26 protein-coding genes and 1 tRNA gene are annotated in these 24,328 nt (G+C 61.6%); 12 read left to right on the top strand and 15 right to left on the bottom strand.

The window, feature by feature from the left end; translation table 11 throughout:
- Together NKH71_RS10675 and NKH71_RS10670 are read right to left on the bottom strand one after the other, a co-directional pair.
- The gene (locus tag NKH71_RS10675) at window positions 1–921 is read right to left on the bottom strand and encodes a DMT family transporter (protein ID WP_352894869.1); all 921 of its coding nucleotides are present in this window, start codon (window positions 919–921) and stop codon (window positions 1–3) included.
- 122 nt (window positions 922–1,043) lie between these two features.
- Window positions 1,044–1,400 (bottom strand): hypothetical protein, encoded by a 357-nt coding sequence (locus NKH71_RS10670; RefSeq protein ID WP_292653577.1) that lies wholly within the window; start codon window positions 1,398–1,400, stop codon window positions 1,044–1,046.
- A gap of 134 nt (window positions 1,401–1,534) precedes the next feature.
- Between NKH71_RS10670 and NKH71_RS10665 the strand changes: the two genes are divergently transcribed.
- Window positions 1,535–2,323 carry a hypothetical protein gene (locus tag NKH71_RS10665; protein WP_352894867.1) on the top strand — a complete coding sequence of 263 codons (789 nt, stop codon included), beginning with the start codon at window positions 1,535–1,537 and terminating at the stop codon, window positions 2,321–2,323.
- 107 nt (window positions 2,324–2,430) lie between these two features.
- On the opposite strand, the gene NKH71_RS10660 is transcribed toward NKH71_RS10665, so the two are convergent.
- Window positions 2,431–2,841 carry a hypothetical protein gene (locus tag NKH71_RS10660; RefSeq protein ID WP_352894865.1) on the bottom strand — a complete coding sequence of 137 codons (411 nt, stop codon included), beginning with the start codon at window positions 2,839–2,841 and terminating at the stop codon, window positions 2,431–2,433.
- 56 nt (window positions 2,842–2,897) lie between these two features.
- Window positions 2,898–3,893 carry a GTP 3',8-cyclase MoaA gene (gene moaA / locus NKH71_RS10655; protein WP_352482597.1) on the bottom strand — a complete coding sequence of 332 codons (996 nt, stop codon included), beginning with the start codon at window positions 3,891–3,893 and terminating at the stop codon, window positions 2,898–2,900.
- A gap of 197 nt (window positions 3,894–4,090) precedes the next feature.
- Between moaA and NKH71_RS10650 the strand changes: the two genes are divergently transcribed.
- Window positions 4,091–4,444, top strand: coding sequence for a gamma-butyrobetaine hydroxylase family protein (locus NKH71_RS10650; RefSeq protein ID WP_352894863.1), 354 nt, complete (start codon window positions 4,091–4,093; stop codon window positions 4,442–4,444).
- Window positions 4,445–4,466: 22 nt separating this feature from the next.
- Here NKH71_RS10650 and NKH71_RS10645 read toward each other — a convergent pair whose 3' ends face one another.
- Entirely contained in the window at window positions 4,467–4,895 is a 429-nt protein-coding gene (locus NKH71_RS10645; RefSeq protein ID WP_352894862.1) for a nuclear transport factor 2 family protein, read from the bottom strand.
- A 147-nt stretch (window positions 4,896–5,042) separates the two neighbouring features.
- Here NKH71_RS10645 and NKH71_RS10640 point away from each other — a divergent pair, with 147 nt between their 5' ends.
- Window positions 5,043–5,654, top strand: a complete 612-nt coding sequence (locus tag NKH71_RS10640) for a pyridoxamine 5'-phosphate oxidase family protein (protein WP_352640841.1) — start codon at window positions 5,043–5,045, stop codon at window positions 5,652–5,654.
- A gap of 44 nt (window positions 5,655–5,698) precedes the next feature.
- Here the strand turns inward: NKH71_RS10640 and NKH71_RS10635 are convergent, their stop codons facing one another.
- Complete coding sequence (locus tag NKH71_RS10635) at window positions 5,699–6,151, bottom strand: MarR family winged helix-turn-helix transcriptional regulator (protein WP_352790025.1); 453 nt, start codon at window positions 6,149–6,151, stop codon at window positions 5,699–5,701.
- 47 nt (window positions 6,152–6,198) lie between these two features.
- Between NKH71_RS10635 and NKH71_RS10630 the strand changes: the two genes are divergently transcribed.
- A complete protein-coding gene (locus NKH71_RS10630) occupies window positions 6,199–7,107 on the top strand; it encodes an alpha/beta hydrolase (RefSeq protein ID WP_352494643.1) in 909 nt (302 codons plus the stop codon).
- Window positions 7,108–7,142: 35 nt separating this feature from the next.
- Here the strand turns inward: NKH71_RS10630 and NKH71_RS10625 are convergent, their stop codons facing one another.
- Entirely contained in the window at window positions 7,143–7,757 is a 615-nt protein-coding gene (locus NKH71_RS10625) for a TetR/AcrR family transcriptional regulator (protein WP_352894860.1), read from the bottom strand.
- A 98-nt stretch (window positions 7,758–7,855) separates the two neighbouring features.
- On the opposite strand from NKH71_RS10625, the gene NKH71_RS10620 reads away from it, so the two are divergent.
- The gene (locus tag NKH71_RS10620) at window positions 7,856–8,602 is read left to right on the top strand and encodes a 3-oxoacyl-ACP reductase family protein (RefSeq protein ID WP_352494645.1); all 747 of its coding nucleotides are present in this window, start codon (window positions 7,856–7,858) and stop codon (window positions 8,600–8,602) included.
- Between the two features lie 221 nt (window positions 8,603–8,823).
- Window positions 8,824–10,725 carry a L,D-transpeptidase family protein gene (locus NKH71_RS10615; protein WP_352894859.1) on the top strand — a complete coding sequence of 634 codons (1,902 nt, stop codon included), beginning with the start codon at window positions 8,824–8,826 and terminating at the stop codon, window positions 10,723–10,725.
- 11 nt (window positions 10,726–10,736) lie between these two features.
- Here the strand turns inward: NKH71_RS10615 and NKH71_RS10610 are convergent, their stop codons facing one another.
- Together NKH71_RS10610 and NKH71_RS10605 are read right to left on the bottom strand one after the other, a co-directional pair.
- Window positions 10,737–11,213: a hypothetical protein gene (locus NKH71_RS10610; protein WP_352482589.1), complete on the bottom strand. Its 477-nt coding sequence runs from the start codon at window positions 11,211–11,213 to the stop codon at window positions 10,737–10,739.
- Window positions 11,214–11,341: 128 nt separating this feature from the next.
- On the bottom strand, window positions 11,342–11,593 hold the full coding sequence (locus NKH71_RS10605; RefSeq protein ID WP_352494647.1) for a PepSY domain-containing protein: 252 nt from the start codon (window positions 11,591–11,593) through the stop codon (window positions 11,342–11,344).
- A gap of 195 nt (window positions 11,594–11,788) precedes the next feature.
- On the opposite strand from NKH71_RS10605, the gene NKH71_RS10600 reads away from it, so the two are divergent.
- Both NKH71_RS10600 and NKH71_RS10595 read left to right on the top strand, forming a co-directional pair.
- On the top strand, window positions 11,789–12,070 hold the full coding sequence (locus tag NKH71_RS10600) for a hypothetical protein (protein WP_352494648.1): 282 nt from the start codon (window positions 11,789–11,791) through the stop codon (window positions 12,068–12,070).
- A gap of 175 nt (window positions 12,071–12,245) precedes the next feature.
- The gene (locus tag NKH71_RS10595; protein WP_352494649.1) at window positions 12,246–12,911 is read left to right on the top strand and encodes a hypothetical protein; all 666 of its coding nucleotides are present in this window, start codon (window positions 12,246–12,248) and stop codon (window positions 12,909–12,911) included.
- 278 nt (window positions 12,912–13,189) lie between these two features.
- On the opposite strand, the gene NKH71_RS10590 is transcribed toward NKH71_RS10595, so the two are convergent.
- Window positions 13,190–13,264, bottom strand: a tRNA-Val gene (locus NKH71_RS10590).
- Between the two features lie 102 nt (window positions 13,265–13,366).
- On the bottom strand, window positions 13,367–14,050 hold the full coding sequence (locus tag NKH71_RS10585) for a phosphoglycolate phosphatase (protein ID WP_352482587.1): 684 nt from the start codon (window positions 14,048–14,050) through the stop codon (window positions 13,367–13,369).
- Between the two features lie 144 nt (window positions 14,051–14,194).
- Here NKH71_RS10585 and rpiA point away from each other — a divergent pair, with 144 nt between their 5' ends.
- The 3 genes from rpiA to gor all read left to right on the top strand — a co-directional run bounded on the left by rpiA (window position 14,195) and on the right by gor (window position 16,998).
- On the top strand, window positions 14,195–14,926 hold the full coding sequence (rpiA, locus tag NKH71_RS10580; protein WP_023717615.1) for a ribose-5-phosphate isomerase RpiA: 732 nt from the start codon (window positions 14,195–14,197) through the stop codon (window positions 14,924–14,926).
- A complete protein-coding gene (locus NKH71_RS10575) occupies window positions 14,913–15,491 on the top strand; it encodes a DUF2059 domain-containing protein (RefSeq protein WP_352494650.1) in 579 nt (192 codons plus the stop codon). Before rpiA ends, NKH71_RS10575 begins: the two co-directional genes overlap by 14 nt.
- Window positions 15,492–15,609: 118 nt before the next feature.
- Window positions 15,610–16,998 carry a glutathione-disulfide reductase gene (gene gor, locus NKH71_RS10570; RefSeq protein WP_352847918.1) on the top strand — a complete coding sequence of 463 codons (1,389 nt, stop codon included), beginning with the start codon at window positions 15,610–15,612 and terminating at the stop codon, window positions 16,996–16,998.
- Window positions 16,999–17,055: 57 nt separating this feature from the next.
- Here the strand turns inward: gor and mgtE are convergent, their stop codons facing one another.
- Together mgtE and NKH71_RS10560 are read right to left on the bottom strand one after the other, a co-directional pair.
- Window positions 17,056–18,420 (bottom strand): magnesium transporter, encoded by a 1,365-nt coding sequence (gene mgtE, locus NKH71_RS10565; protein ID WP_352790011.1) that lies wholly within the window; start codon window positions 18,418–18,420, stop codon window positions 17,056–17,058.
- Window positions 18,421–18,692: 272 nt separating this feature from the next.
- A complete protein-coding gene (locus NKH71_RS10560; RefSeq protein ID WP_352894858.1) occupies window positions 18,693–20,582 on the bottom strand; it encodes an ABC transporter ATP-binding protein/permease in 1,890 nt (629 codons plus the stop codon).
- A gap of 641 nt (window positions 20,583–21,223) precedes the next feature.
- Here NKH71_RS10560 and NKH71_RS10555 point away from each other — a divergent pair.
- Entirely contained in the window at window positions 21,224–21,658 is a 435-nt protein-coding gene (locus NKH71_RS10555; protein WP_023717610.1) for a hypothetical protein, read from the top strand.
- A 6-nt stretch (window positions 21,659–21,664) separates the two neighbouring features.
- On the opposite strand, the gene NKH71_RS10550 is transcribed toward NKH71_RS10555, so the two are convergent.
- Window positions 21,665–22,342, bottom strand: a complete 678-nt coding sequence (locus NKH71_RS10550) for a DsbA family oxidoreductase (protein WP_023717609.1) — start codon at window positions 22,340–22,342, stop codon at window positions 21,665–21,667.
- Between the two features lie 23 nt (window positions 22,343–22,365).
- A complete protein-coding gene (locus NKH71_RS10545; RefSeq protein ID WP_352894857.1) occupies window positions 22,366–24,186 on the bottom strand; it encodes an extracellular solute-binding protein in 1,821 nt (606 codons plus the stop codon).
- Window positions 24,187–24,328: the final 142 nt, after the last annotated feature.

Below are 24,328 nucleotides of genomic sequence, written 5' to 3'. Positions count from 1 at the left end.
CTATATGCCGTCCGGCGCCATGTCCGGTCCAGCGCTTTCGGCGGCTGTCTTTCGCCGGCCGACGATCCGTTCGCGGTAGAGTGCATAGAGGCCTGAGGCGATGATGATCGTGGCACCGAGGATCATCGGCAGATCGGGGATATCGCCGAAGACTGTGAAGCCAAGCAGGATCGACCAGAGCAGCGCGGTGTAGCGGAACGGCGCGATGAAGGAGATATCGCCCACCCGCATCGCCGTGATGATGAACTGGTAGCCGATGAGCACAAGCACCGCCGCCAGCGCCAGGAACGCCGTGCTTTTTCCCGTCATGGGCGTCCAACCGCCCATCGGCAAAAGCAATGCTGCGCCCAGAACGGTCATGGCAAGAGCGGTGGCGGTCGACACCAGCAATGTCGGAATTGCCTGCGGAATCCGCTTGGTGGCGAGGTCGCGCACCGCGCAGCATGCCACGCTGGCCAGTGCCAGCAGAGAAAACACGCTGAACCCTTCGAAGCCCGGCCGCACGATGATCAGCACGCCGGCAAAACCGACGGCAATGGCCAGCCAGCGCCGCCAGCCGACGCCCTCATTGAACACAAGTGCGGCACCCATTGTCACTGCCAGCGGCACGGCCTGCAGCACGGCGGAGACGTTGGCGATCGGAAGATGCGCCAGAGCAACCAGGAACGACACGGTAGCACCGGCCTCGCTGACGACGCGCAACGCTACGGTCGGCTGCAGCATCGAGCCGGGCCGGGCAAGCGCGCCGCGTTGCCACGCAAGCAGGCCTACGAACAGCGAAGCGAAGGCGCCGCGGATCAGCATGACCTGTGCCATGTTCATCGATTCCGACGAGAATTTGGTGATTGCGTCGTTGAGGGTGAAACCAATCATGGCCACCATCATGAACAACGCGCCGCGCAGATTTGGCGAAAGAGGCAAGGCGATTACCGGGTGAGTCCTGCAGCAAGCGTCTAGCAGGCACCCGCAAAACAGCAACGTCAAAGGGCTGGGCCACAGCCTTTCTGTGGCCCGTGACATCTACCTCGCAAGAGCGGCAGGGCTTATTTGGGCGTCAGCACCTCGGTGCCGTTGCCTTCCTTGCCGGCAATCGTCCACAGGCCATGCAGCGAGCCGTCTTCCTGCACCTTGTAGACGACAAGGCCAACCGCCTTGCCCATGACATAGCCGGCGGAGAAAGCATCGTCGTTGCGCATGCAGATACCGTCCGAGGACGAGCCGCCTGTCTCCCAATGGATCGTGCAGGTCGTCTCGCTGGTCAGCGTGATGGTCGCGTCGCCACCATAGGACGATCCATCGAAGTTGGTGCCGGCCACGGCATAGGTGCCGCCGATCGACTGGGCCGCCGCGGGCAGGGCCGCGAGGTTGAGCAATGCAAGAGAAAGAATGAGTTTGCGCATGTTATATTCCCCCACTGGGCGAAGAACCGCTCCAGAGCAGAGGCTAGGCCCGAATGGGCTTGCGGTAAATCCGGTGACCGTTTGCGGACAAGACCTTTTCTGGGTGTGATCCCGAAAAGGTGCCGTTCTAAAGGATGGGTTCGGAGGGCAAATCGATCACACTGCGGCTCGAGGAAAATTTTTCGACGAGATCAAATTTGCTCGGCAAGATTCATCAAATTGGTCATTGTAGGCATCTGATCTTGTCTGGGGAGGTGGTCCACAATCAATGCACGAGCAATGCGGACAGGCTTGGCACAGGCAGCAGGTGGCACGTTTCGTCGGCTTTCCGGTTCTCTTCTGCACTGGCGGTTATCCTCATGGCGACAGCGCCTGCGTTCGCAGAGAACGGCGCTTCGACGTCGGCAGTCGAACGGATGTCCACGCCGGGTCACGAAGCGGATGAGCTCGCTCGCCGCGTCGGGAAATGGTCCGTCGTCAACACGATCTGGCCAACGCCCGGCGCCCAGCCGATCGTGATGACCGGGCTGCTGGCCGAGCGCACGATGATCGGCCCCTTCATGCAGGAGGTGATGCGCCCGGCGCCCGGGTCGAAAATCCCAGACTTCCAGCGGATAGCCTATTTGAGCTATGACCGGGTGGAGGGCCGCTGGAAGTATGTCTCCATGGACACCCGTTTCCCGGCAGGGATCATGCCCGCCTGGAGTTTTGGTGGCGAGGAGGACGGCAAGATTTCGCTGCTGTTCGAGCCGCTTGGTTTCGTCGGCTTCGGGCCCGAGGTCGAAGGGCGGTTCACTGCCTCCGATTTCGTCATTTCCAGGGACGGCGACAATCACGAAGTGGCCGAGCAGCATTTCCTCCAGGCCAATGGCAGCGGCAAGAAATGGCTCGCCGTGCGGTATGACTACACGCGCCAGCCGTGACTCGTTAGCAAAAACAACGGGCTGCGAATACGTTCTGACGTCGCCGGATGCTCACGGTCCCCTGAGGCTGCCGGCGATGGCACCGACGAGCGGGTCGTATTTCGATTTCAAGGTTGGCGGATAGTCGATCCAGACCGTACGGATGACACCGTCTTTTCCGAACAGGCGGCGTTCGTAGAAGATGTTCTGATGCCCGACAGCACCGCCCAGTCCTTGCCGGTTTTACTGTAGGTAATCTTGTAGCCAAGTTCCTTGCTGGCCCTCTCGGCGGAGACGAAGGCTGTCGGAGTTTCATCATCGATGTTGAGGATGCCTGAACAGATCAGGCTGGCGCCATCGGCAGTGAGCCATTGTTGTCCATCGCCATTGTCCGGCTCAGGCTGGCGAAGAGTGAAGATCTCATCCGGAAAAGTGCAGACGGTACCGAAGCGCTCGTTCGTATAGGTGAATGGCGCGGCAACTGCCATGGTCCCCGCCATCACTCCGAAAAACGTCGGGATTGCAAAAAGCCGCTGCATGCCTTGCCTCGAAGCCGATGCCAAGGCGATTATTCTTGCACGAAATCGGTGAAAAATCAGCCGCCGGTGACGCTCATATGCCGCGACACCGATGGACGGTTGGTGCGGCGATCGATGATGAAGTCATGGCCTTTCGGCTTGCGGCCGATTGCTTCGTCGATGGCGTCGGCGACCAGCTCGTTGCCTTCGGACGCACGCAGCGGCGCGCGCAGGTCGGCTGCATCTTCCTGGCCGAGGCACATGTAAAGCGTGCCGGTACAGGTCAGCCGGACCCGGTTGCAGCTTTCGCAGAAATTATGCGTCATCGGTGTGATGAAGCCGAGCCGCCCGCCGGTCTCGGCGACGTGGACATAGCGGGCCGGGCCACCGGTCTTATAGGGAATATCGCTCAGCGTGAACTGGCGCTCGAGTGCTGCGCGCAGCAGCGACAGCGGCAAATACTGGTCGGTGCGGTCGGCGTCGATCTCGCCCATCGGCATTGTTTCGATGACCGTCAGATCCATGCCGCGGCCATGCGCCCAGCGCAGCATTTCCGGCAATTCGGCATCATTGAAGTCCTTCAAGGCCACCGCATTGAGTTTTACCTTCAGCCCCGCCGCCTGCGCCGCGTCGATGCCGTCCATGACCTTATCCAGATTGCCCCAGCGGGTGATCTGGCGGAATTTGTCGGCATCGAGGGTGTCGAGCGAGACGTTGATGCGTTTGACGCCGCAGTCGGCGAGCTCGGCGGCAAAGCGTGAAAGCTGCGATCCGTTGGTGGTCAGCGTCAGCTCTTCCAGCGCACCGCTCTCGAGATGCCGCGAAAGCTGGCGCACCAGATGCATGATGTTCTTGCGCACCAGCGGCTCACCGCCGGTGAGGCGGAGCTTGCGCACGCCCTTTTCGATGAAGACCGTGCAAAGCCGGTCGAGCTCTTCCAGCGACAGCAGGTCCTTCTTGGGCAGGAACGTCATGTCCTCGGCCATGCAATAGGTGCAGCGGAAATCGCAGCGGTCGGTGACCGACACGCGCAGGTAGGTGATCGTGCGACCGAAAGGATCGATCATATCCATGCTATGCGCTTCCCGTGGCCGTGAACGGCTTCGTTATATATGGCTATGTGATACGCGCCAACTGGCCATTCAAGATAGAAGCTCGCGATCTTCGGTAACATCCCGACGCCGACAGATCATGTCGGAAGTTCTGAAACGGCCTTTTCCCTCAACGCGAAGCGGCGTAGGGAAGGCTGTCTTCCGCAGGATCGACCAGCATGACAGCGCCAAAGGAACTCAGGGTCTCGAAGGACCGCAAGCTGCTTTCCGTCACCTTTCCGGGCCATCAGCCGTTCGAATTGCCAGCCGAGCTGCTGCGTGTTGCCTCGCCGTCGGCCGAGGTGCAGGGCCATTCGCCCGAACAGCGCGTCACCGTTCCCGGCAAGCGCCATGTAGCGATCCTTAAGATCGAGCCGGTCGGCAACTATGCCGTGCGCATCACCTTCGACGATTTCCACGACACCGGCATCTTCACCTGGAATTACCTGCATACGCTGGGTCATGAGAAGGATGCACGCTGGGCCGCCTATCTCGCCGAGCTGGAAGAGAAGGGGCTGAGCCGCGACCGCTGACTGATTTCGCGGGACGCTCCGGTCAACGCAGCATCGCCAGTATTTCGCTGGTGTCGTGATAAAACGGCGTGCCTTCGATCAGCCGGTCATCCTTGAAGCGCAAGACTTCGGCAAACGGCTGCTTGATGGTTGCACCATTGGCTCGCGATGTCAGCGAAAGCGTGCAGCTCATGAACACCATGTCATCGTTTTGGGCGACCTGGAGGTCCTCCACCGCCACGTCGCTCCAGATTTCCCGCATCTTGCGGAAAAGGGCGCCAACGCCGTCGAGGCCGTTCCAGCCACCGGCATAGGGCAGGGAGCGAGGCTCATGCACGACAATCTCGACATGAAATGCGCTGGCAAGCATATCGAGGCTCTCCGAGCCTGATTGCAGGAAACGCATTTCAACATTGAACATGTTTTCAATAAGTTCCATGGCGGTGCGTCGCCGGCCGAGCGGTTTCTCCATTTTGGCCTCCGTTTCTGTCAGCACGAAAGCGGTTTGCGCTTGTTCGCGGTCCCTCGACACCCGTTTCCTGATGACGGACAAACGGGCATCGTGTCGTGAAAATGTCATGCGTCTGGAGTAGCGCCGGCAAAGGTTGGAGACGAAAACATGTCCATGATCACCAGCGTCGAACAGCTCGAAGCGCTCTATGGCCTGCCCGGCGAGGCGTCGGTGGTCAAGGAACTCGACCAGCTGATTCCTGAATACGCTGCTTTCATCGAAGCTTCGCCGTTTGCTGCGCTCGCAACCTGCGGGCCTGAAGGGCTGGACTGCTCGCCGCGCGGCGATCTCGCCGGCTTCGTCCGCATCCACGATCCGAAAACGCTGATGATGCCGGACCGGCGCGGTAACAACCGTGCCGATTCGCTAAGGAACATCCTTCGCGATCCGCGCGTCGCGCTTCTGTTCCTGGTGCCGGGTTCCGGCACGACGCTGCGCGTCAATGGACGCGCCCACATCACCACCGATCCCGCGCTCTGCGCCTCGTTCGCAGTCGAGGGCAAGCCGGCGCGCTCGGTGACGGTCGTCGAGGTCGATGCGGTCTATTTCCAGTGCGCCCGCGCCATCCACCGGTCGGATCTGTGGAATCCGGCAAGGCATGTCGACCCAAGATCGCTGCCGACCCCCGGACAGATCCTGGAGATCACCAGCCGCAAGAACATCGACGGCGAGGTCTACGACAGGGAATGGCCGGAGCGCGCGAAAAAATCCATGTGGTGAAGAAATTTGGTGGTGAGGGAATTTGGTGGTGAGGCACTGGGCCGTCAGGCGGTCTTCAACACCTCGGCAACCTTGCGCATCTGTTCGCCGATCATGTCGCATTGTTCCGGCGTCGACTGGCTCATCGCCTTTTCGATCAGCGTCATGTGGACCTTCAGCGCCTGCATAAGCAGTGCCTCGCCTGCCTCAGTCAACGTCAGCCGCAGCACGCGCTTGTCCTTCTCGTCGCTCTCGCGGCGCAGCAGGTCGCGGGTCTCCAGCTGCGGCAAAAGCATGGTGATGTTGGAGCGGCCGACCAGCAGGCGGCGAGCGAGGTCGTGCTGCGACATGCCGGGATGGCGGTAGAGGTTCATCAGCACGTCGAGCTGCGCCGGCTTCAGGTCGAGCGGCGCCAGCTTCACCGCCAAGGTGCGTTCCACCACGTGGCAGGCGCGCGCCACCGCAACCCAGTTGCGAAAACGCGGGTTGTCCCAGGGCAGGTCTTGCTTAATGTTCATGTTTGAACTATTATGTTCATGCTTGAACCAATGGATGGATCGCCACTATGGCATCATTTGGACTGAAGGTCATCCGCGGCACGTTCGGCGTGGCCGAGCATGTGGCGCCGCGACTCACCGGGCGCGCTGCATTCGAGCTGTTCTGCCGCACGCCGCACGAAAAGAGCTTGAGCCATGGTGAGCGCCGCGCAATCGATCGCGCCGCCGATTTCATGACCGAAGCGCGCCATCACCGGCTAAAGACCAGAACCGGCTGCGTCATGGTGCATGAATTCCGGCCCGAGCCGGGCAGGGCGGCTGCAGGCACCGTGCTCGTCATCCATGGCTGGCGTTCGCGTACCGAATACATGCGCACATTGATCGAAGCCTATCGCGATGCCGGCTACAAGGTGGTCTCGCTCGATTTGCCGGGCCACGGCCAGTCGCAGGGCCGCCGGCTGACCCTTGTCAGTGCGGTCGATGCAGCACGGGTTGCCGGCGAATGGTTCGGCCCATTTGCCGCCATCGCCGGCCATTCCTTTGGTGGTGCCGTCGCCGCCAATGCCGTCGCCGGTTCAATCAGAAATATCCCGCCGTTGACGGCCGGGCGGCTGGTGCTAATCGCTGCGCCGAGCTCGCTTCCTGCGATCTTTGCCGACTTCAGCCGCATGCTGAATGTCGGCTCGCGCTCGCAGGTCGCCATGGCCGACCGGGTCGAGCGCATCGCCGGCCGGCCGCTGCACGAATTCACCGGTGACCGCCAACTGGCAAGCACGCCGCTGCCGACGCTGGTGATCCACGCGCCGGACGACCGCGAAGTGTCCGCCGATCATGCAAGGCTCTACGCGCGTGCCGGCGACCATGTGCGGCTGTACTGGGCCGACGGGCTCGGCCACCGCCGCATTCTCGCGGACAAGGGTGTGGTGGAGCGTGCCGTTGGTTTCGTTGCCGGCAGGCTGGAGCCGTCTCTGCAGTGACCTGAATGTCTGTTCTTGTCTGCCGGGTTCGACCGTCACGCCGCCCCGGTGCTGGCCATCGCTATCCAAGCCGCCATTGCTCCGGCCACCGTCTCCAGAAGAGCCGAGCGCGACGCGCCGTCGCGCGCCTGGATCGACATGCCGTGCTGTACGGTCGCATAGAAGGTCGCGGCCGTACCGCAGTCGAAATCGGCCGGCAACTCCCCCTCGGCCACGCCACGCTCGAGGCGTCTCAGCAAGGCTTCGCGGTTTTCGGCACGGCGACGGCGCAGATCATCGCAGATGGCGCCGCGGCTCGAGTCCTGGTGCAATGCGCCGAGCGCGATAAGGCAGCCTTGTGGACGGCCGGTCTGCGAATAGGCCCTGGCCGTCTGCCGCAGGAACCGCTCGACCGCCTGGCGAGCGGTCGGCGCCTTTTCCAGCGCAGACCAGATCTCGGTGCCTTCCACCTGCGTGTAAAGCTCGGTCGCCTCGAGGAACAGCGCTTCCTTGCTGCCAAAGGCTGCGTAGAGGCTGGGTGAGTTGATCCCCACTGCAGCGGTCAGGTCGCTTATCGACGCGCCCTCATAACCCTTGGCCCAAAACACCTCCATTGCCCGCCGCAAGGCGGCGGTTCGATCGAAGGTGCGGGGGCGGCCTCGTTCCGGCATGGTGCGCTTTCTGTGTTGATCGATACATAATTCAGTTGACGCGGTTCAGCAAGGCTGGCAGATATTTATGTATCAATCACTACAAAATGGAGAAGCAAATGTCATCCAGGAGCTTGCACGGCAAGGCCGCCCTCGTCACCGGCGGCAGCCGCGGCATCGGTGCGGCGATCGCACGAAGGCTCGCGGCCGACGGCGCGGGCGTGGCGATCACCTATGTGAATGGCGAGGAACGGGCGCGTTCGGTGGTCGGGGCAATCGAGGCGGCCGGCGGTCGGGCCTTCGCCATCAAGGCCGACAATCGCGATGCTGCCGCGATCGAGGCGGCAGTCGATGAGGCGGTAGAAGCCTTCGGACGGCTCGACATCCTCGTCAACAGTGCCGGCATCTGGCGCGCTGCGCCGATCCATGCCCTGTCGCTTGCCGACTTCGATGAGACAATGGAGGTCAACCTCAGAGCCCCGTTCGTCGCCGCCAAGGCGGCAGCAGCGCATATGGGCGAGGGTGGCCGGATCATCTCGATCGGCAGCAACCTGGCCGAGCGTGCCACCGATGCCGGCCTGAGCGCCTATTCGGCCAGCAAGGCTGCCTTGGTTGGCCTGACCAAGGCCTTTGCACGCGATCTCGGTCCGCGCGGCATCACCGCCAATGTCGTCCATCCGGGGTCGACGGATACCGACATGAATCCAGCAGGCGGCCCGCACGCCGAGCATCAGCGCCAGAAGATGGCGACGCCTCGCTTCGGCACGGCCGACGAGATCGCCGGCATGGTCGCCTGGCTTGCCGGCCCCGAAGGGCGCTTCGTGACAGGCGCGGCATTGACCATCGACGGCGGCGCCAACGCTTGAGGCTTGGCTCGCGGGCACTACCATTGGTCGGGGGCGAAGGCGGATTGGCTTGACCCGTCACGATGTTGTGAAACCGTTCTGCAACAGACGTTCCGAAATTTATCGAAGCTTAACGAAATCAGTATGAATCAGTATAGTCACGCCTTACATCCGCCATGCGGTGGGCGAGATCGTGAAAGCGGTGCGGAACGGGATCCGGGTTCAACCGGAGCGGGTGATCCATGAAACTCCTTGAAAACAAAGCCACCGTGCTGCCGTTTGCGGTGGCCGCGGCAATGCTGGCCTTCGGCGCGCCGCAGGCTGAAGCACAAGGGTTCTTCGACATGCTTTTCGGCGGCGGCGTCAAACACGCACCGCCGAAAGGTAACTTTCCCCCGCCACCGTCAAAATACAAGCCGAGGCCCAAGGCGCCGGCCGCTTCCGGTGGTGGCGGTGGTGGTGCGCAAATCAGCAGCCCGTCCTATTACACCTACAAGAGCGATCCGCTGGTGCGCGTCGATTTTTCGGCACTGTCGGCAGCGCCTGAACCGGCAGCGCCGCAGGATGCTGCGTTCGAGCCGGCGGCCACCGGGGCTGCATTCCGCGAAGCCATTGCCGGGCTCGACGGCTATGACCTCTATGCCGAGAAGGACATCGCCAAGGCGTTGATCGCCTACTACTCAGCCAATCCGGATTTCATCTGGGTGACGGGAACCAGTCCCAGCAGCCGTGCGCAGGATGCGGTGCGGGTGCTGGGCGAAGCCGCGAGCTACGGCCTGACGCCCTTCGACTACACCGTCGAAATTCCGGCAGCAGGCACATCGGCGGGCGATGCCGATGAACGCCTGAAAGAGCTGGTGCGCTTCGAGATGGCGCTGTCGGCACGCGTCCTGCGCTACGCCCGTGACGCACAAAGCGGCCGCGTCGATCCCAACCGCATGACCGGCTACTACGATTTTCCGCCGAAGCCGCTCGACATGGAAGGGGTGCTGAAGACGCTGGCCCATACCCAGCAAGCTCGCACCTACCTCGAATCGCGGCATCCACAGAATGCCGAGTATCAGGCGCTGCGCGTCGAACTGGAAGCGCTCCAGGCCAGCGCCGAAGACGAAATCACCATCGATCCCAATCTGCTGTTGAAGCCGGGGCAGACCAGCCCTGAACTGCCGAAGCTTTTGACAAAGATCGCGCGCAATCTCGATGACGAGATGGGCGGCGCCTATGGCGAGGTCCTGGCGAGGCTCGCCACCAGCGAGGTTTATGATCCGGAGCTGGTGCCGGTGATCAAGGCGGTGCAGAAACGGGCCGGCATGAAAGGCGACGGCGTCATTGGCCCACGTACCGTTGCATCGTTGGCCGGAACGTCCAAGGCCGATAAGGTTCAGAAGGTTCGGGTTGCGCTCGAAGAGTTGCGCTGGCTGCCTTCCGACCTCGGCAGCCCGCGCGTCTTCATCAACCAGCCGGCTTTCACCGCGAGTTATATCGACGATGGCGAGGAGAAGCTGAAGACCCGCGCAGTCGTCGGCAGGCCCACCAACCAGACTGCTTTCTTCTATGACCAGATCGAGCAGGTCGACTTCCACCCCTATTGGGGCGTGCCGCAGTCGATCCTGGTCAATGAGATGCTGCCGCGGCTGCGCCGGGATCCGGGCTATCTCGACCGCGCCGGCTATGAGGTGGTCAATGCGCGCGGCAAGCGCATTCCCTCCTCCTCGGTCAATTGGGGCGCCTATGGCGCGAAGATACCCTACGGCGTGCGCCAGCTGCCGAGCGAGGCCAATGCGCTGGGCGAGTTGAAGATATTGTTCCCCAACAAGCACGCCATCTACATGCATGACACGCCGCAGAAGTCGTTTTTCCAGCGCGACATGCGCGCGCTCAGCCATGGCTGCGTGCGCTTGCAGGATCCGCGCGGTATGGCGGCTGCCGTGCTCGGCACCTCGGTCGACTACATCGAGGACAGACTGAAGCTCGGACATTCGACCGAAGACGTGACACGCAAGATCCCGGTCTATGTCGCCTATTTCACCGCATGGCCGGACCTGTCCGGCAATGTCGAATATTTCAACGACGTCTACGGCCGCGACACAAGGCTGCAGCAGGCGCTCGACAGCACGGAAGCGGTGCGTTCGCCGGCAAGCTGAGGAATGCGGGTCTAGCGCTGAAAGAGCGGACGCCGGAAGCCGGCGTCGCGCCCGGCGATCAGCCAATACACCAGGCCAGCGACAACGCCTGCTGCGGCAATGATACCGATATCGGCCCAGCGCTCCGGGTTCGTGTCGTCTGGTACACTGGGCCAGATCAGGGCGAAGCCGCCAACCGCAGCCGCGGCGCCGAAGATCATATGCAGCCAAAAACTGCGCAGCGAGAAAAACTCGGCAATCAGTGCGAAGATCAGCGTCTGCAAGGCAGTCAGCACGATCGTCAGAAAATAGATGAACATGCCGAGCGGCGGCAACAGCAGCACCGCAACGGGGGTGACACCCATGACGTCGAAATAATTCGGCGCATTTGGCAGCGAGCTCAGCCCGCCATAGATCGCCGCCACCGCGATCAGCCCAACCAGTACCGCTATGAAATAACCCGCGAGCATCATCAGAAAGCGTTTCAATACGTGCTTTACCGTCGCCATGCCCACCCCCGCGCGCAATGATAGCACTCAGTCAGCCATCAAAGTCATATCTGCGCAAGGGTGTGTCGAAGGCCGGGGGCCTTCGAGGCGCGCCATTTTTTAGAATCTGGACCGTTTGCGGGACAGCTTCATTTCGGCGCGGCTGTCACCGGATCATAGGTGATTTCGACTTTGGCCTTGTCGTTCGTGTAATAAATGACGGTGTAGGCGCCGCTGTCCCAATCGATTTCCTTGATGTAGCGGAAGTCGTCGCGCTGCTCGACTTTGGCAATGATTTCCGACAGCTTCTTGGCATTCTGCGCCGGCACCGGATTGTCGTCCGCGGCAAAGGCCGATCCGCCGACAAGCAGCACGGCGGCCGCCAAAACAAGTCTGGACATGGCTTTCCCTCACATCTCGATCAGCAGAAACTCGTTTCCATGCAGGTTTGTTCCGGGATCGCGGAGCGTTGCGCTACAAGGAGGCACCGTCCGTACCTGATTTATGGCCGCCGAAAAAAGGCGACTGCTTAAAATCATGATGCGTCGCCTCAACATCGCGGCCATAACAGTGCCGACGGCCACTCGGGGGTCTACATGCAAATGCGTCATGCCATCATATTTGTACTTTCCATACTTTCCATACTTTCCATCCCGTCCGTTTCGATGCCTGTGCAGAAAGCCGAGGCGCTGGAACCTGAACGCTATACGGTCTATTGCGCCGACGACCGCATCGAGGTTTCGTTCTGGGATATCGAGCAGATGAAGGTGCGGGCCGGCTCCAACGTTTGCCAGTTCCAAAGCTATACGAGCTACAGCAGCGCCTTGAATTTCGCCCAAAAGAATTTTGGGGGCGAGGGGGCGACCTGCAGCTGCTAGTGGTAAAAATCTGACGCTTGGTGCCCAATGCGGATTATCTGTTCCGACCCTTTCCGGTCGTACAGACGTGGCAATGTTACGGCGTCAGTTGACCCGTTCCGTTCATTGGCCATCTTGCAACCCTTTGAAATCGGGCGCTAGATGGGACATGGGACCATTACTACGCGAGGTCTCTATGGCAAACACAGAAGAAGGAACGCGCGTAGCAGGAGTTTGGCTTGCGATCGCCTCTATCCTGCTGGCAGGCGCGCTGGTCGGCCATGGGCCGATCGATCCCGATATGGGTCGCCAGATGGGAGTCATCACCGACGACCCTGTCCGATGGGCGATCATCCATTGGGTTTCCGCGGTAGCGCTATCACTGTTCGTCCTGACAGGTCTGATCGTGCTGGCGGCCAGATCGCGCCTCACCGAGGCGTGGTGGACGTTGTCTGCCTGGGGTGTGCTGACTGTCGGCGCCCTCTGGACCATGACGACCGCGGTGGCCGAGGCCACCGTGGTCTCCGCCGCTGCTGCCGCCGGGAACACGGCAACTTTCGAGGCCTGGTGGGCATTTTCCGAAGGAAAGGCCAACGGCTTCATGTTTTTGGCGTTGGCCGTTGCCGTGATCGCTGGCAACGAGGCGCAGACCACTCACCGAGCCACGCCGGTCTGGGCATCGTCCATCGCAGTCGTGGCCGGAATTGGAGCCTTCCTCGGTTGGCCCCTGGGCATGTGGCTCGGAGTCACCCTGGGCAGCTTCGTCTGGGTCGTGGCATCACTGGTGATGTCCCTGTGGACACTTTGGTTCGGGTTGGGTTTAGCGCGGACCGTGATCGGGCTGCGGCCTCACAATGGGTGACATCGAGTCCGTAGCGGGAGCGTAGCGAGCGACCCGCTTGATGACCGCGACGGGCGCTCCAGCCGCTCCCAGGCGGCGGGGATTGCTTCGCGCCGCTGAAAAAGGCCTCGACGCGCGAGTTTGCCGAATGGGCGATATGCTTGCAGTGGGCGCGATAAAGCCGCTTCAGCAGCCGGAGCGAAAGGCAGGTTTACCCAGAGCGGGCCTACTGCTTCGGGACCAAGCGTCAGATTTTGACAACTAGCCGCTCTGACTTGGAATTGATTCAGGAAAGCAGATGGTGGGCGATGCAGGGATTGAACCTGCGACCCCACCCGTGTGAAGGGTGTGCTCTCCCGCTGAGCTAATCGCCCGCTCGTTGCCCGAAGGCCAAGCGCGCCGCGATATAAGGGAGGCCGGCCCGCGAAGTCAACCACTTGTCGGTCGGCATCTGGCGGTCCGGACTATGGCCGGCTTCAGCCCTCTGCCGCGGCCATCAGCCCTTGTACCATATCGAGCGTCAGCGAATCGAAATGCGAGATCACCGCCGACGGTTCAAACTCCCGCACATGACGGTCGGTGTAGCCGAAATCGACTGCCACCACCGGAATGCCGGCCGCCTTTGCCGTGTCGATGTCGGTCTGCGAATCACCGACCATCAGTGCACGGTGCGGGTCGCCGCCGGCACGCGCGATGGTCTGCGTGAGATGGCGCGGGTCTGGCTTGCGGAACGGAAAACTGTCCTGGCCGCAGATCGCCGCGAAATGCCTGGTCATGCCGAGCGCCTCGATCAGTGCCACCGAATTGGCCTCGTATTTGTTGGTGCAGATGGCCAGCAGGTACCCGGCCGCCTCGAACCGCGCGATCGCCTCCGGTACGCCCGGGTAGGGGCGCGATTTGCCGGGAATGTTAACGGTGTAATGGTCCAGAAACAGCTTTAGCAGGCGGTCGTGCTCCTCCACTGCCAGCGACCTGTGCTGCGCTGCATGGGCGCGCTCTATCATCACCCGGCCGCCATGGCCGACGAAGCGCTTGAAGCCGGCTTCGTCGACGGCCGTGAGCTGGCTGGCGGCAAGGCTGTGGTTGAGGCTGTCGAGCAGATCCGGCGCCGTGTCGATCAGCGTCCCGTCGAGGTCGAACACGATGATCGGTCGGGTCATGGCCTGTCCTGTGACGATTTGATTGCCGGCAGGCGATAACCGCTGCGGCCCGTTCAGGCAAGCCGGCTTATGCATCGCGGGCAAGGTCCTTTGACCAGCCCGGCAAAAATGCTACGAGCGCCGAAACAAATCTTAGGACCCGGCATGGATGCGAGGCAATTGAAGGTTGAGGCCGCTCGGGCAGCGCTTGCCCACGTCACGGACGGCATGCGGCTCGGCATCGGCACCGGCACGACAGCGGATGAGTTCGTGCGGCTGCTCGCCGACAAGGTCGCCACCGGCCTGACTGTCATCGGCGTGCCGACCTCGGAGCGCACCGCCGTCCTTTGCACCGAGCTTGGTGTGCCGCTGTCGACCCTCGAGGAAACACCCGAGCTCGACCTCACCATCGACGGCGCCGACGAGATCGATCCGGCGCTGACACTGGTCAAGGGCGGCGGCGGCGCGCTGCTGCGCGAAAAGATCGTCGCGGCGGCCTCCGCCCGCATGATCGTCATCGCCGACAGCTCCAAGATGGTCGAGATGATCGGCCGTTTTCCGCTGCCCATCGAAGTCAACCGGTTTGGCCTGCGCGCCACCGAAATTGCGGTTGGCGCAGTGGCTGCAAACCTTGGCCTTTCCGGCCCTGTTACACTGAGGATGACGGGGAGCCAGCCATTTGTTACAGACGGCGGCCATTTTATCCTCGATGCATCTTTTGGCCGCATTCCGGATACAAGAGCGCTTTCGAATGCTCTCCACGCCATTCCGGGCGTGGTCGAGCATGGTCTTTTCATCGGGCTGGCATCAACGGCCATCATAGCCGGCGGCGACGGCATCCAAACCGTCCATGCCGCCCGAAAACCAGGGAGTTTTACCGATCATGATGTTGCATAACCGGGTTGGCCGCTTTTTTGCCATTCTGGCGGCCTCGGCCGTTTTCGCGTTTTCGTCGCCGGCGTTTTCGCAGGATGTCACTGATGCGCATTTGAAGGCGGCGCGCGCCGCGGTCGCGGCGATCCATGCGACGGATACGTTCGACAACATCCTGCCGCAAGCTGCCGCGGCGCTCGAGCAGCAGCTGATCCAGAAGAACCCGGACATGCAGGAACTGATCGCCAAGACGATCAACGAGAAGGCGATGGCCCTGGCATCGCGCCGCGCCGACCTGGAAAAGGAAGCAGCGCTTGCCTATGCAAAAGTGTTCTCGGAAAAGGAACTCACTGAAATCGCCGCCTTCTACAATTCCGATACCGGCAAGAAGCTGCTCGACAACGGCTCGATCGTGACGCGCGAGCTGGTGAAGGCTGCCGACATCTGGCAGAACGGCCTGGCTCGCGATCTCGCCCAGCAGGTAGGCGAGACCCTAGGTGCAGCGGCGAATGCCAAGGCGCCGGCCGCACCTGCCGACGGTGCCGCCCCGGCCGATGGCGCTGCTCCCGCGGACGCCACACCGAATTGATCGCGGACTTCCGAGCGGCCTGACCGCCACTGGACCAGAAAGCCCGGCAAGTCCGGGCTTTTCTTTTGGTGGTCGGCAGCCTACCTGTCTCGGTGTTTGAGGGGCAAGGAGTTCAGCCATGGCCGATTACGACTACGACCTTTTCGTCATCGGCGGTGGCTCCGGCGGGGTGAGGGCGGCGCGCGTCGCGGCAGCACTCGGCAAGCGGGTCGGCATCGCCGAGGAATACCGCTATGGCGGCACCTGCGTGATCCGCGGCTGTGTGCCGAAAAAGCTCTATGTCTATGCCTCGCAGTTCCCCGAACATTTCGCCGACGCCGCCGGCTATGGCTGGACGGTGCCTGAGGCGCGTTTCGACTGGCAGACGCTGGTCGCCAACAAGGATCGCGAAATCAGCCGGCTGGAGGCCATCTACCAGAACAACGTGCAGGGCGCCGGCGGCGAAGTCTTTCACTCACGCGCCGTGCTGGTCGATCCGCATGTGGTGCATCTTCTCGGTGAGGATCGCACCGTTACCGCCGACCAGATCCTGATCGCTACCGGCGGGCGTCCGGCACCGCACCCGGCATTGCCCGGCCATGAGCACTGCATCTTCTCCAACGAGGCCTTCGACCTCAAGGAGCTGCCGAAGGCAATCATGATCGAGGGCGGCGGCTATATCGCCGTCGAATTCGCCAACATCTTTCACGGGCTTGGCGTCGACACGACGCTTGTCTACCGCGGCAAGGAAATCCTCAGCCGTTTCGACATGGACCTCAGACGCATGCTGCACGAGACGATGGAAAAGAAGGGGATAAGAATCCTCTGCCACGCCGTGTCAGAGTGGGTCAGGAAGCGGCCTGACGGCCGGCTCGACGCGCTTGTCACCGGCGGCACGGTGCTGACGGTCGATCAGGTCATGCTCGCCATCGGCCGCATTCCCAATACCGAGAACATGGGCCTGGAAGGCGTCGGCATCGAGATGACCAAGACCGGGGCAATCCAGGTCGACGGATACTCCCGCACCAATATCGACAACATCTGGGCGATCGGTGACGTCACCCACCGCGTGCAATTGACGCCGGTGGCGATCCACGAGGCGATGTGCTTCGTCGAGACCGCCTTCAAGGACAAGCCGACGGCGCCCGACCACGACACGATCGCGACCGCGGTCTTTTCCCAGCCCGAGATCGGCACGGTCGGCCTGTCGGAGGATGAGGCGGCAAAACGCTTTTCGGATCTCGAAATCTACCGCGCCACCTTCCGGCCAATGCGGCACACGCTTTCCGGCCGCGATGAAAAGATGCTGATGAAGCTGGTCGTCGACGGCGCCTCGAAAAGAGTCCTCGGCGCCCACATCCTCGGGCCGGATGCCGGCGAAATGGCGCAGCTTCTCGGCATACCGCTGAAGGCCGGGCTGACCAAGGATGATTTCGATCGTACCATGGCGGTGCATCCGACCGCGGCGGAAGAACTCGTCACCATGTACAAGCCGACTTACCGGGTGAGAGATGGTGAGCGCGTCTGACGCGACAAGAACCCATCGCGGCAACGGGATTGCCGCGATGGAAGTGCGTGAGTTTTTTTACATGAGCGTTCCGCGCAGGATCACCAGCGCCACAGAAAAATAAATCACCAACCCGGTGACGTCGACCAGCGTGGCGACGAACGGAGCCGATGCGCTGGCCGGATCGAAGCCGATGCGCTTCAGGGCGAACGGCAGCATCGATCCAGACAGCGAGCCGAAGGTGACGATGCCAACCAGCGTGGCGCCGATCGTCATTGCGATCAGCGGCCAGTGGGGGCCGTAGTCGTAGAAGCCGAGATACTGCCAGAGCGCGATGCGGCAAACGCCGACTACGCCAAGGATCGAGCCAAGCACCAGGCCGGTCGGCAGCTCGCGCAGGGCCACCCGCCACCAGTCGCCAAGGCCGATCTCGCGCAGCGCCAGCGCCCGGATGACGAGCGAGGTCGCCTGCGAGCCGGAATTGCCGCCGGAGCTCATGATCAGTGGAATGAACAGGGTCAGCACGATCGCCTTTTCCAGCTCGCCCTCGTAGCTCTGCATCGCGTTGGCGGTCAGCATCTCGCTGACGAACAGCGCGCATAGCCAACCGGCGCGCTTCTGGATCATCGCCAGAAAGCTCATCTTCATATAGGGCTCGTCCAGAGCCTCCATGCCGCCGAAGCGATGCACGTCCTCGGTCGTTTCCTCGATCATCGTGTCGATGATGTCGTCGATGGTGACGATGCCGAGGAGTTTGCCGTTGTCCACGACCGGGACGGCGAGCAGATCATATTTCGAGATCAGCTGTGCGACCTTCTCGCTATCGGTCAGCGGCGACACGGTAATAGGCGCGCGATCCGGCGCAACCGCCATGATCAGCTCATCCGGCTCACCGGCAATCAGCCGGCGCAAGCTGGTCGAGCGCAACAGGACATGCGTTTTGGGATCGACGATGTAGATCGCATAGACGGTTTCGCGTGTCCGACCCACCTTACGGATGTAATCCAGCGTGCGGGCCACGCTCCAGTCCGGCGGCACGCTGACATATTCGGTCGTCATGAGCGAGGCGGCGCTGCCCTCGGGATAGCCGAGAATGGCAAGCAGCGTCGCGCGCAGCGGCGGCGCCAGGCACCCAAGCAGTTCGGAACGAGCCGGTTCGTTCAGAGCGCGCAGTATGTCGGCGGCGCGGTCGACCGACATGGCGGCAAGCAGCCTGCCTGCCCTGCTGCGGGGCAGCGCCTCGACCAGTTCGGACGCGCCGTCGAGTTCAGGCTGGTCGAAGATCTCGACCAGCCGCTCGAACGGCACTTCGCAGAGCAGATCCGATGCTGTCTCGCGGGGCTCCTGATTCAAGGCCTCGACGATGTCGGCGACGTGTTCGTTGGCAAGTACGCGAGCGATGGCGATGGCATCGCCGCCCGCAACGGGGGAAAACTCGTTCATGGCTCACTCCTTGCCGTCCGGCAGGACGTGAGCCGGTCAGGTCACGTCAAGCGGACGGCGGTTGCGTTCGACTGTGACTGTCGCCAGGCATGGCGCGGTGACCTTTCTGCTCGCGGGTTCGGGTTGGGATCTCTGCGAGCCGGCGCAACATAGGAGCGCGCCTTGCCGAGTCAATCACGAGAGCGGGTTAAAACGGCGGCAAACCGACTGGATCGCGAGACTGTGATCGGGCTACGTGGCAGGCTGGCTGGATGCCGGCAGTGGTGCCGCGGCTATCTCTGCTTCAGCCGGCGGGGAAAGCGCAGCCATTTGTCCTCGGCCGGCCGCGTCGGCTGCGTGAGGATGGTGGTGAGCTCGACCGGCAAGCTCGGAACCAGCGGCTTCTTGGTGGCGACGCCGTCGGCGATCGCAACCACGCTGTGGTAGAATTCGGTTCCCGCGACCGATCTCGGCGGCGTCGCCTCATGCATGATCGAGATCACGGTTGCGTCGGGGCAATTGTCCTTGATCGCTTGGTGGAAGGCGATCTTTCCATCGGGGTCGAGCGCGCCGGTGGCTTCATCGAGGAACAGCAGTCCCGGTTGCTGCAGCACGATGCGGGCGACGACCAGCTTCTGTTTTTGCCCACCCGAAAGGATCTGATCCCAGATCTTTCCTTCACGGCTCTCATCGGCCAGATGCTCGATGAAGTCGCCGAGGCCGGCCTTGTGCAGGGCGGATGCGACCTGCACGTCGGCGTAATCATGTTCGGAACCGGGCAGGCAGACCAGTTGCTTCAGCGAAACCTGCTGCAGCTTCACCTCCTGAGCGGCGTAGAAACTCCTGACCCCTTCCGGGAAGACGATGGTGCCGCGGCCATAAGGCCACAGCCCGTTGATCGCCTTGATCAGCGAGGTCTTGCCGCAACCGGATTCGCCCTTGAGGAACGTCCACTCGCCACGCCGGAAGCGCAAGTTCGCGGCACTCAGGAACGGCGTTGCATCCTCACCCTGATGCGCCAGTTCGAGCTTCTGGATGGTTAGGCCGAAGACCGGGTTCTGACGATCGTAGCGGAAGTCGGACCGGCCGGTCTGCTGGTAGAATTCCTGCGGCTGCTGGACGTTTTCGATCGCGTTTGCGAGTTCGGTCACGCGCTGGCTGTTGGCCCGCAACGTGGCAAGACTTGGCATGACATGGATGAACCACGAACACTTACTGATCAGCGCGTTGACTTGTTCGGAACATGTTATGTAACCCTTGAGGTCGAGGCCGTTGTGGATGAACGGCACCAGGCCAGGCCCGTAAGCGACAATTTTGGCACCGACAAAGTTGTAGACCGATTCGAATCCGGAATAGATGGTGTTGACGATGTTGAACCTCGACCACGTGCTATCGATGTCGAGATAGAGCCGGCCATGTATCGTCTTCTGCACGTTTTCGCCTTGCGAGGCCGCGATATGGAAGCTGCGGCGCAATAACGTGATCAGTTCGCCGCGATAGCTGCCTTCGGCCTTCTGCATCCTGATGTTGAGCGACTCCAGCATTCCGCCGAGTTTGACTGCGATCCAGGTGTTGAACGGCACGTAGAGAGCGACCGCCAGCAGAGCAAGCACGACGCTCCCGTAGGTGCCTATGAACTCCAGTCCTCTTACCTCCACAGAATTTGCCAACAAAGCTCCACCGACAAAGTAGAGCGAGGTGAAGACACTGAATACGCCCATGGCAAGCCCGATAGCGCCGCCCGTCATATCCTTGATCGATTCCTGCACGCGCTGGTCGATGTTATCGGGCGCTGCCGTGCCGGACGAGCCATGCTGGGCGTGGTAGTGTGAATGGTTGGGGTCGAGTAGCGCCTCATTGAAGCGGCCGTTCAGCCAGCCACGCCATTTGCGATGCAATGTCGCCGATACAAACTTGCAGGTACCTGTGATGCCCATGTCCTTGAGCACGACCAACAGCACGAGCAAACCGGCATTGGTCAGTACTGTCTTGAGCGGCGTGGTATTCGCGGCATCGTGGAAAAAAGCGATCGAAGTCGCCAGCTCTGCCCCAGCCACGGTAAACCAGACGTCGGCTTTGCTGGAGAGCGCGGTGAGCAACGCGATCACCAGTGTCAGCGTCCAGGCTTCCACCCACTTGTCTGAGAACCAGTAGGCCCGCATCAGGCCCCAGAAGCTGCGCATCGACGATACGGGCGTCAGGGGCGACTGCCTTGCGGCACCGCGGAGCCATTTTTCCGATATTGAATGTCGCGTTGGTCTATCGACCCGAATCACTATCCCGCCCAAACGGTTTTTCTTTTGTTACGGACAGTAACACCAATTGATCATTTTCCATTAGCTTTTCTCCAGCCGCAGGTGGATTGGCTGGCCGGCCGTTGCAGTGGAGCAACAGAATGAATGCTCACGGCGCTAAGCTGTCACGTTTCGAGGGGCGGAATATCAACGCAATTTCAAACAGTTACTTGCCCGCCCCAGAGCAGGTAGACACCTTCCCCTAGGGAAGGTCTTCACACAGCTTTGTGAACATAGAAGCGCCGTCCAGCAGTCGATTTTCACAAGCTGAACCGATCTTCAGCCCGCCTTTACGGTCAGGTCCGACCTCGTCGGTGGCCAGAACGTGACCGTATGATTCGTGGTTGAAGCCGCCTTGCCACGAACCCGTAATCAGCCAAGCAATGACTTCTCCGGCACAGTCTAGGATGCGGACCAACATCCATTAGACCATGCTTTTTTAGAGCGCGAACAAAACTGCGTTTGACAATGATGCGCTACGGATCGAACCTGCCGGGGCGCATCCACGTTTGAACCGGGGGGAGTTCTTCATGCTTGCACGGACTTTTTTTGCCGCGATGCTCGCAACATTTGCCTGGCTGCCGCAAACATATGCCGGCAGCCAGACCGTTCCTGCAAACGCCGAGGGGCAGGTCGAGTTCAACACTCCGTCCGGCAATATCGGCTGCATCTATACGCCGAAGGGCGGCACCAGCACCTACGAGCCGCAGGATGGCGGACCGGAGCTGAGCTGTTCGCGTGTCGAGCCCAGCTACATCACCATCATCCTCGGGCCGAAACGCCCAGCGACGCTGATCAAGTATCCGGGCGAGCAAGGCTGCTGCGGCGACGTCACCAAGCTGGCCTACGGCAATAGCTGGAGCAAGGGGCCGTTTTCCTGCCAGTCATCCACCAAGGGATTGACCTGCACCGGCAAGCATGGCCATGGCTTTTTCGTCAGCAAGGCCAAGGTGACGGTGAAATAGTCCGGCTCAGTTGGCCGTTTCCAGCTCGCCGCGTGCCTTGGCCGCTGCAACCTGGCGGATCGCATCGGCAAGCGTATCGGCGTCCTGGGCTCCCATTACGGCATATTTGCCCTCAAGCAGAAAGCACGGCACGCCCGATATGCCCATGCGCGAAGCGGTGGCGATTTCGGTGCGCACCGCCTCGACATCAGCGTCGGTCGGCAGCAGCGTTTCGACCACGGAGGCATCCATGCCGGCCTCGCGGGCGGCTTCGATCAGCACGGCATGATCGCCGAGATTGGCGCCTTCCTCGAAATTCAGCTGGAACAGCCGGCGCACCAGCCGGTTCTGAACGGCCTCGCCGGCAGTCCCGGCCCAGCGAATGAGCCGGTGCGCATCCAGCGTATTGGGCGCGACCTTGATGGCGTCGAAGGCAAAGGAAATCCCTTCAGCCTCGCCCAACGGCTCGATCCGGGCATGGATTTCGCGGATGCGTTGCTCGCTGCCGAATTTCGCCACCATGTAGTCGCGGCGGTTCTTGCCTTCGGGCGGAATCGTCGGGTCGAGCTGGAAGGGCCGCCAGCGGATGTGAACGTCGATATCGACGGCGGCAATCGCCTTGTCGAGCCGTTTCTGGCCGATAAAGCACCAGGGGCAGACGACGTCGGAGACCACATCGACGGTAATCGAGTTCTCGTCGTTCATCTTGATCTCCTGTTCTGAAGAGGTCACTTCGGTTTGCGCCACCAGGTCGGCAACTGATAACCGTATATGGGCGTCTTTTGCGGATGTTCCAGATATTTCCAATAAGCGAGCCATTGCCGGTTGTTGTGCTGCGTCGGCACCATGTAGTTACCGGAGATCAACAGCCGGTCGAGGACGCGGACGGCGGCGACATAGTCCTCCTTCGAGCGAGCTCTCAACATCGCCTCGATCGCCGCGTCCACCGCCGGATCGGCGACGCCGGCGAGGTTGAACGAGCCTTCGGCCTTGGCGGCAGCGGATCCCCAGCGCCCGGTTTGCTCGATACCGGGCGACAGCGAGTTGTTGAAACCGGTCGAGCCGACCAGCACCTCGAAATCGAAACGCTGCTTGCGCGACTGGATCTGATCACCGTCGAGGCTGCGGATACCGACATCGATGCCGAGCTTCTCAAGCGTGCGCTGATAGATAGCGGCAAGTCGCTCTTCGTCCTGCGAGGCGGTCAGGATCTCGAAACCGAACGGCTTTCCCTCGGGATCGAGCATCGCGCCGTCCTGCACCGTATAGCCTGCGCTCTTCAGCAGCTCGAATGCGGCCTTCAGCACCTTGCGGTCCTGGCCAGAGCCGTCGGTGACAGACGGCCTGTAGGTGCCGTCCATGACATCTGCAGGCACGCGGCCGGGGTAAGGGGCCAGCAGGGCCTTTTCCTTTTCGCTGGCCGGGTGGCCGAGCGCGGAGAGTTCGGAATTCTGCCAAAAGCTCATCGTTCGCGTGTATTTGCCGCCGAATAGATTCTTGTTGGCCCATTCGAAATCGTAGAGCATGCCGAGCGCACGCCGCACGACCGGATTGGAAAATTTCGGCAGCCGCGTGTTGAACAGAAAACCGTTGACCACCGGCGGAATGCCGGTGTCGAAAGTTTCGGCGATGACCTCGCCCCGGTGGAAGGCCGGAAAGTCGAGATCGCGCTCGCGTTTGACCGGGTCGCTGTCGTCGTCGATGGCGCAGATGCCTTTCTTGAACGCTTCCTGCTTGGCGTTGGCGTTGAGGAAATATTCGATGGTGATCTGGTCGTAATTGTCGAAGCCGCGCTTGGACGAAACGTCCTTGCCCCAATAGTCCGGATTGCGCTTGAACACGATGCGCTGGCCGGGCACGACTTGCGCCACCGTGTAAGGGCCGCTGCCGACCACCGGCTTCAGCGTGGTCCTGTCGAATGTGTCCTTGTTGAAAGCGTGTTTCGGGATGATCGGCGTCAGCGCAATGATCAGCGGAAATTCGCGGTCGGCCTTGTCGTTGAAGGTGAAGCGCACGCTGCGGTCGCCGGTCTTTTCGAGCTTGGCAATCGCTTTCATCCGCTGGCTGTAAGGTGGCCGGCCCTTCTCGGTGAAGACGTCATAGGTGAACAACACGTCTTCCGGCGTCACCGGTTCGCCGTCCGACCATTTGGCCCTGGGATCGAGGTGGAATTCGATGCCCTTGCGCTCGGGATCCATGTCGGCGGTATCGGCTAGCAGGCCGTAGAGACTGAAGGCCTCGTCGTAGTTGCGCTGCATCAACGGCTCGAAGACGAGATTGCCAAAGGCTTGATCCATCATGCCGCGCGCCGTCGTGCGCAGGCTTTTCAGGATGAATGGATTCAGATTGTCGAAGCAGCCGACGACGCAATAGGTAATGCTGCCGCCCTTCGGCGCGTCGGGGTTGACGTAGTTGAAATGCTTGTAGTCGGCCGGCAGCGCCGGCTCGCCCTGCATGGCAAGCGCGTGCTTCGGTTCCGACAGGGCCGGTTGCAGGGAAAGGCCGACAAACAACATTGTGGCGATCAGCCAAATGACAACGCGGCCCATGACCGTCTCCTTCCCGATTCGATGCGCAGCATACATGAGCCGGTCGTGCACCGGCCAACCCCCTGAGCCAATCCTTCGGCCAAGATTCGCGAGGCTCGGGCTGGATTCGGCATCGCTTGCAGTGTAACACGCCGTCCGAAGT

The organism is Mesorhizobium sp. M0983 (genome assembly GCF_040318975.1).
In the GTDB taxonomy this organism is placed as follows: domain Bacteria; phylum Pseudomonadota; class Alphaproteobacteria; order Rhizobiales; family Rhizobiaceae; genus Mesorhizobium.
Note: the sequence above shows the minus strand (reverse complement) of the source record. Positions and strands in the feature narration are given on the sequence as shown.

What these genes read in the sequence shown, in the direction of transcription:
- NKH71_RS10560 (WP_352894858.1), bottom strand. Translation starts at nt 20,582, where the DNA reads ATGCGCAGCTTCTGGGGCCTGATGCGGGCCTACTGGTTCTCAGACAAG.
- NKH71_RS10585 (WP_352482587.1), bottom strand. Translation starts at nt 14,050, where the DNA reads ATGACCCGACCGATCATCGTGTTCGACCTCGACGGGACGCTGATCGAC.
- NKH71_RS10575 (WP_352494650.1), top strand. Translation starts at nt 14,913, where the DNA reads ATGATGTTGCATAACCGGGTTGGCCGCTTTTTTGCCATTCTGGCGGCC.
- mgtE (WP_352790011.1), bottom strand. Translation starts at nt 18,420, where the DNA reads ATGAACGAGTTTTCCCCCGTTGCGGGCGGCGATGCCATCGCCATCGCT.
- NKH71_RS10600 (WP_352494648.1), top strand. Translation starts at nt 11,789, where the DNA reads ATGCAAATGCGTCATGCCATCATATTTGTACTTTCCATACTTTCCATA.
- NKH71_RS10650 (WP_352894863.1), top strand. Translation starts at nt 4,091, where the DNA reads ATGACAGCGCCAAAGGAACTCAGGGTCTCGAAGGACCGCAAGCTGCTT.
- NKH71_RS10630 (WP_352494643.1), top strand. Translation starts at nt 6,199, where the DNA reads ATGGCATCATTTGGACTGAAGGTCATCCGCGGCACGTTCGGCGTGGCC.
- NKH71_RS10635 (WP_352790025.1), bottom strand. Translation starts at nt 6,151, where the DNA reads ATGAACATTAAGCAAGACCTGCCCTGGGACAACCCGCGTTTTCGCAAC.
- NKH71_RS10620 (WP_352494645.1), top strand. Translation starts at nt 7,856, where the DNA reads ATGTCATCCAGGAGCTTGCACGGCAAGGCCGCCCTCGTCACCGGCGGC.
- NKH71_RS10605 (WP_352494647.1), bottom strand. Translation starts at nt 11,593, where the DNA reads ATGTCCAGACTTGTTTTGGCGGCCGCCGTGCTGCTTGTCGGCGGATCG.
- rpiA (WP_023717615.1), top strand. Translation starts at nt 14,195, where the DNA reads ATGGATGCGAGGCAATTGAAGGTTGAGGCCGCTCGGGCAGCGCTTGCC.
- NKH71_RS10665 (WP_352894867.1), top strand. Translation starts at nt 1,535, where the DNA reads ATGGGTTCGGAGGGCAAATCGATCACACTGCGGCTCGAGGAAAATTTT.
- NKH71_RS10640 (WP_352640841.1), top strand. Translation starts at nt 5,043, where the DNA reads ATGTCCATGATCACCAGCGTCGAACAGCTCGAAGCGCTCTATGGCCTG.
- moaA (WP_352482597.1), bottom strand. Translation starts at nt 3,893, where the DNA reads ATGGATATGATCGATCCTTTCGGTCGCACGATCACCTACCTGCGCGTG.
- NKH71_RS10545 (WP_352894857.1), bottom strand. Translation starts at nt 24,186, where the DNA reads ATGGGCCGCGTTGTCATTTGGCTGATCGCCACAATGTTGTTTGTCGGC.
- NKH71_RS10555 (WP_023717610.1), top strand. Translation starts at nt 21,224, where the DNA reads ATGCTTGCACGGACTTTTTTTGCCGCGATGCTCGCAACATTTGCCTGG.
- NKH71_RS10625 (WP_352894860.1), bottom strand. Translation starts at nt 7,757, where the DNA reads ATGCCGGAACGAGGCCGCCCCCGCACCTTCGATCGAACCGCCGCCTTG.
- gor (WP_352847918.1), top strand. Translation starts at nt 15,610, where the DNA reads ATGGCCGATTACGACTACGACCTTTTCGTCATCGGCGGTGGCTCCGGC.
- NKH71_RS10670 (WP_292653577.1), bottom strand. Translation starts at nt 1,400, where the DNA reads ATGCGCAAACTCATTCTTTCTCTTGCATTGCTCAACCTCGCGGCCCTG.
- NKH71_RS10610 (WP_352482589.1), bottom strand. Translation starts at nt 11,213, where the DNA reads ATGGCGACGGTAAAGCACGTATTGAAACGCTTTCTGATGATGCTCGCG.
- NKH71_RS10645 (WP_352894862.1), bottom strand. Translation starts at nt 4,895, where the DNA reads ATGGAGAAACCGCTCGGCCGGCGACGCACCGCCATGGAACTTATTGAA.
- NKH71_RS10660 (WP_352894865.1), bottom strand. Translation starts at nt 2,841, where the DNA reads ATGCAGCGGCTTTTTGCAATCCCGACGTTTTTCGGAGTGATGGCGGGG.
- NKH71_RS10550 (WP_023717609.1), bottom strand. Translation starts at nt 22,342, where the DNA reads ATGAACGACGAGAACTCGATTACCGTCGATGTGGTCTCCGACGTCGTC.
- NKH71_RS10595 (WP_352494649.1), top strand. Translation starts at nt 12,246, where the DNA reads ATGGCAAACACAGAAGAAGGAACGCGCGTAGCAGGAGTTTGGCTTGCG.
- NKH71_RS10615 (WP_352894859.1), top strand. Translation starts at nt 8,824, where the DNA reads ATGAAACTCCTTGAAAACAAAGCCACCGTGCTGCCGTTTGCGGTGGCC.